General features: G+C 32.2%; 7 protein-coding genes. 6 read left to right on the top strand and 1 reads right to left on the bottom strand.

Going from position 1 to position 5,399, the window contains the following annotated elements; genetic code table 11:
* Positions 1-21: 21 nt before the first annotated feature.
* From rbr to ACMUOV_RS06210, 6 genes are all read left to right on the top strand, one after another.
* Positions 22-597, top strand: coding sequence for a rubrerythrin (gene rbr / locus ACMUOV_RS06235; protein WP_413854245.1), 576 nt, complete (start codon positions 22-24; stop codon positions 595-597).
* A gap of 27 nt (positions 598-624) precedes the next feature.
* A complete protein-coding gene (gene gltX, locus ACMUOV_RS06230; RefSeq protein ID WP_413854244.1) occupies positions 625-2,103 on the top strand; it encodes a glutamate--tRNA ligase in 1,479 nt (492 codons plus the stop codon).
* 130 nt (positions 2,104-2,233) lie between these two features.
* Positions 2,234-2,542 (top strand): DUF1844 domain-containing protein, encoded by a 309-nt coding sequence (locus tag ACMUOV_RS06225; RefSeq protein ID WP_413854243.1) that lies wholly within the window; start codon positions 2,234-2,236, stop codon positions 2,540-2,542.
* Positions 2,543-2,624: 82 nt separating this feature from the next.
* Positions 2,625-3,218, top strand: coding sequence for a transcriptional repressor LexA (lexA, locus tag ACMUOV_RS06220; RefSeq protein WP_413854242.1), 594 nt, complete (start codon positions 2,625-2,627; stop codon positions 3,216-3,218).
* Entirely contained in the window at positions 3,215-3,403 is a 189-nt protein-coding gene (locus ACMUOV_RS06215) for a hypothetical protein (RefSeq protein WP_413854241.1), read from the top strand. The genes lexA and ACMUOV_RS06215 overlap by 4 nt, the downstream gene beginning before the upstream one ends.
* Positions 3,404-3,417: 14 nt before the next feature.
* Entirely contained in the window at positions 3,418-4,464 is a 1,047-nt protein-coding gene (locus tag ACMUOV_RS06210) for a hypothetical protein (protein WP_413854240.1), read from the top strand.
* Between the two features lie 42 nt (positions 4,465-4,506).
* On the opposite strand, the gene ACMUOV_RS06205 is transcribed toward ACMUOV_RS06210, so the two are convergent.
* Positions 4,507-5,184 carry a M15 family metallopeptidase gene (locus ACMUOV_RS06205; RefSeq protein WP_413854239.1) on the bottom strand — a complete coding sequence of 226 codons (678 nt, stop codon included), beginning with the start codon at positions 5,182-5,184 and terminating at the stop codon, positions 4,507-4,509.
* Positions 5,185-5,399: the final 215 nt, after the last annotated feature.

The following is a 5,399-nucleotide window of genomic DNA, read 5'->3' as shown; positions in this document are numbered from 1 at the left end:
TAAAAATAGGAGAGCTTGTTTATGAAAAGTTTAAAAGGAACAAAAACGGAAAAAAATTTATTACAGTCGTTTGCAGGTGAATCACAGGCAAGAAACAGATATACATTTTTTGCATCAGCCGCAAAAAAAGAAGGTTATGAACAAATTTGTGCAATCTTTACAGAAACCGCCGACAATGAAAAAGAGCATGCAAAAAGATTTTTTAAATTTCTTCAAGGCGGAGAAGTTGAAATTACCGCAAGTTTTCCTGCAGGTAAAATAGGAACAACCGTTGAAAATTTACAAGCTGCTGCCGACGGCGAAAAAGAAGAATGGTCAAAGGCATATCCCGAATTTGCAAAAATTGCAAAAGAAGAAGGTTTTGACGAAATTGCAGATGTTTTTACAGCAATAGCTGTTGCCGAAAAGGAACATGAAGCAAGATACAGAAAACTTATTGAAAATATAAAATATGAAAAAGTATTCACAAAAGACGGTGTTGTTAAATGGAGATGCAGAAATTGCGGGTATGTTTATGAATCTAAAGAAGCTTTGGATTTGTGCCCGGCATGCAATCATCCGAAATCTTTTCAGGAAGTAGCTGCGGATAATTATTAATTTTTATAAACTTTTAAGGAGTAGGAAATGGCAATCAGAGTAAGGTTTGCTCCTTCACCTACGGGAGATTTACACATAGGTGGTGTCAGGACGGCATTGTTCAATTATCTTTTTGCAAAAAAAGAAAAAGGAACTTTTATTTTAAGAATAGAAGATACCGATGAAGCAAGGTCAACGGAAGCTTCAACGGGTATTATAATAAATGCAATGAAGTGGTTAAAACTAAATTGGGACGAAGGTCCGGGAAACGAATTACCCGAATATGCGCCTTACTACCAAATGAAAAGAAAGGAACAGGGAATATATCAAAAATATATTGATATACTTCTTGAAAAAGGTTATGCATATAAATGTTACTGCACACCCGAAGAAGTTGAAAAAATGAGAGAGCAGGCACGGCTTGCAAAACAACCGCCGAAATATAACGGACATTGTGCAAATTTAACAAAACAGCAACAGGAAGAATATGAGAAACAGGGAAGAACCGCAGTAATAAGGTTTAGAATGCCTAAAGAAGGAAAAATAGAATTTGACGATATAGTTCGCGGGCATGTAAGTTTTGAAAATGCTTTGCTTGACGATTTTGTTTTGATGAAAGCCAACGGTGTGCCCACATATAATTTTGCTTGTGTAATAGACGACCATTTAATGCAAATGTCGCACGTTATAAGGGGGGATGACCATATTTCAAATACACCGAGACAAATTCACATATTTAAAGCACTCGGGTGGGAACCGCCGATATTTGCACATTTGTCAATGATACTCGGTTCCGACGGTGCAAGACTTTCAAAAAGGCACGGGCATACTTCCGTTCTTGAATACAGAAAAGAAGGATATCTTCAGGATGCTTTAATAAATTATTTGGCATTACTCGGCTGGTCAACCGAAGACAGCCAGCAATTGTTTTTCGGTAACAGTTTAATAGAAAATTTTTCATTGGACAGGTGTAATTCAAGCCCGGCAACATTTGACCCTTCAAAATTATTATGGATGAACGGTGAATATATAAGAAGTAAATCCGATGAAGAAATTTATAATTTGTTTATAGATTGGATAGAATATACAAACCAACAGGATTTAATAAAGGATTGGGATAAAGATTTACTTAAAAAAGCAATTTCGTTGGAACATGAAAAAGTAAAATTGTTAAAAGATATTCCCGGGCTTGTTGATTTCTTTTTTAAAGAGTTATCTTTTGATGAACAAGCCGTATCAAAAGTTTTATTATCGGAAACTAAAAAAGACAGCTCAAAAATTGTGTTAAACGAATGTTTAAGAAGGTTGCCTAATCAGCAGGATTTTTCACCTGAAGCACTTGAAAAATTTGCAAGGGATTTGGCAACAGAACTCGGTTTCAGTAACGGTAAAGTTTTTCATCCGATAAGGGTTGCAATTTCCGGCAGAACACAAGGTCCGAGTTTGTTTCACATGATGGAAGTTATGGGTAAAGACGAAGTTTTAAAAAGAATACAATTTACGGTAGACAAGTATTTTAATGTATAATTAATATTGGTTATAGGGTGATAGGGTTATGAGGTTATAGGTTGAACAACAAAAAACTAAAAGGTAACTTATAACCCTATAATCCATAAACCTATAACCTAAATTTGCATAGCAAATTTAAGGAGAAAAAATGGATCCGAAAGAACTTAATCAACATTTATTCAGTTTAATTTCAATGTTTGCATCCGCATGCTGGCAACAACTCGGTAAAATTCCAAACCCGGTAGATAATAAAATAACAAAGGATTTAAAATCCGCTCAGGTAACAATAGAAATGTTAACGATGTTAAAAGAAAAAACTAAAGGTAATTTAACCAAAACGGAAGAAAAACTTTTAGATGATACAATTTCCAATTTGCAAATGAATTATGCCGACGAAGTCGCAAAAGGTGACAGCCCTAAAACAGAAGAAAAACCGCAAACCGAAGAAAAAAAGTAATTTGTCGTTTTAAATTTGACTTTTTACTGAGATTTGTATTATAATACTTGTATATTATTTGCAAATAAAGGGGTTTTTTAAAATGAAAGAATTAACGGAAAAACAAAAAAAGGTTTTGGATTTTATAAAAGCATTTCATGCACAAAATGCGATGATGCCTACGGTTAGAGAAATTGCAACAAATTTTAAACTTTCAATCGGTTCAATACAACAGCATTTAAGGGGATTGTTGGCAAAAGGAGCTTTGATTAAAAGAGGTTCAATTTCAAGAGGAATAGATTTTCCGAAAAGGCAAAATTTCACACAAGTTCCTGTTTTAGGCAGCGTTCATGCCGGAACTTTTTTGGAACAAATTGAAGATGCACAGGATTATGTTTACATAAATACCGATATAACAAGAAACAGAAAATGTTTTGCTTTAAAAGTTAAAGGTGACAGTATGGAACCGTCAGGTATTTTTGAAGGCGATACCATTGTTGTTTCCGATACGGATAGTGTTCAAAACGGAGAAGTTGTCGTTGCTTTGATTGACGGAGAATCTGCAATAAAAATGTTTTTTAAAGAAAATGACAGAATATTTTTAAAATCTTCAAATCCAAAGTATCCTACAATAACGTCGGATAACATAAAAATTGTGGGTAAACTTATATATTTGGTAAGAGAATATAAAAATTGAATATGAATATTTTGTTTTCTTTTTTGATTACATTTGATATTTTATTAGGTTGTTTTGTCGGGTATTTTTTTGATATATGGAAAGGTATTATTGCAGCTGCCGTTCTTATATTCATAAATGCCGTAACATATAGAGTAATACTTAAAATTCAAAAGATTCAAAAAAACTACAAGAAAACAAATTGATTTGTTATTAAAATATGATATTTATAAGAATTCTTTTAATATTGTTTTTTGCTTTTAATATTAACTTATTATATGCCGACTTTCCGATAGGAATATACGGAGTAAATAATCCGGAAGACATTAAAACGGTTAAAGAAGCGGGGTTTGATACAATTCAAACTTATAAATCCGAACCCGAAACACTTAAATTATTGGCTGATGAAGCAGTAAAACAGAATATAAAACTTGTTATACCTTCAAGTAAAATAATTCGTAAAGAATATCAGGAAGAAATAGAAAACTGGCCAGTTCTTGCATGGTATATTTTTGATGAGCCCGACGTTGCGAAATTATCAAGAGAAAAATTGAATACATTAGACGTTAACACAAAAAACATTTTTCCTCGAGTAAAAACGGTTTTTGTTATAGGTCAGGGAAAAACGGAAATTCCTTATTACGATTTAGCCGATATTTTAATGGTTGATTGGTATCCTGTTCCTCATTTACCGTTAGAATCTTTTGGTAATCAAATACGTATTGCGAAAGATTTCTTAAATGAAATGAATTGTTCAAAAAAGGAATTATGGGCAGTAGTTCAAGCTTTTGATTGGAAAGAATTTAAACAATACAGACCCGATAATGACAGAATAGGCAGGTTCCCTACAAAAGAGGAAATACGTTTTATGTCGTATGATGCGGTTTTTAACGGAGCTACAGGGCTGTTTTATTTTATATATACTTCAAAAGGTGTTCCCTTACCGCAGTCAAAGCCGGATAATTGGAAGGATTTAAGTTCCGTTGCTAATGAAATGGCAGCGGTAAGAAATATTTTGCAAGCAAAACTTTCGGATAATCCCATAGAAATAAAAGAACCTTTAAAAGCAAAAACTTTTCTTTATAATAATGAAAAATATACATTTATAATAAATTCTGCAAATCAACCGCAAACAATTCCTAAAAAATTTTTTAAAAAGAAAAATTTTCAAGAAGTTTCATTTAACGGACAAGAACCTTCAACAAAAAAAGGTAAAAATAACTTACAACAATACGGTATAGTTATTTTTAAACAATTGAATTCTTAGCTCTAAACCATAAGCTCTTAATTAGTTTTTACACAGTAAAAATTATTCAACATCAAAATCAAAATAAGTATCAGGATATGGCTCGTTTTTTAAAGTAAAATGCCACCACTCCGAATCAATTGGTTTAAATCCTGCTTTTAACATAGCATCTCTTAAGATCTTTCTGTTTTCCTTTTGTTTCTTTGAGATTTTTTTGTAATCCGGATGGGATTTCTCTCCGAAGAAATCAAAAGTTCCTCCCATATCAACAAAACTACCGTCTTGCTTTATTATTGTTAAATCTATTGTGCTGCCTCTTGAATGTCCTGATTTTGCAGCAACATAATTGCCTGCAAGAAGATCCGATTTTTTTATATCCGGATAAAAAGATTTATTTCCTGGGTCGTTAGGATCATTTATCCAAGTAACAAAATCAGTAACGGCTTTTTGCGGTCTGTATGTATCCCAAACAAGAATTCTATAACCTTGTTTTCTTAAATCCTCGGCTGCAATTACAAGTGCAGCAAGAGCTTCCTTTGTCATATATGCAACGGGTGCTTTATACCCGTTTATTCTATGACCGGTAAAATTATAATCGGAATAGTATCTCATATCATAAACCGCATCATAAATTTTTGAGGATATTTTTTCAAAACCACTTTTGTCGGTTGAAATTTTATCCGCAAAAATAAAAGGTGTAATACACATAAATAAAATAAAACTTATAATAAATTTTTTCATTTTATTACCTCTGTTTTAATGTTATTCTCGCAACATTATATAAAATTTTCATATTTTTGTCATTTTTAAAAATTAAAAATTCATTATTAATTCTACTTCAATCTTTAAATCAGCCAATCTTCAAAATTCTGGAAAAGTTAAAACACATATGCGACATTTAAGAAGTTAAAAAAAGGTGTTGCAATGCAAATAAAAAATATAACATATGGCATGAC

This window comes from Candidatus Ruminimicrobium bovinum (genome assembly GCF_902760015.1).
Taxonomy (GTDB): domain Bacteria; phylum Elusimicrobiota; class Endomicrobiia; order Endomicrobiales; family Endomicrobiaceae; genus Ruminimicrobium; species Ruminimicrobium bovinum.
This window is presented reverse-complemented; position numbering and strand designations above follow the sequence as displayed.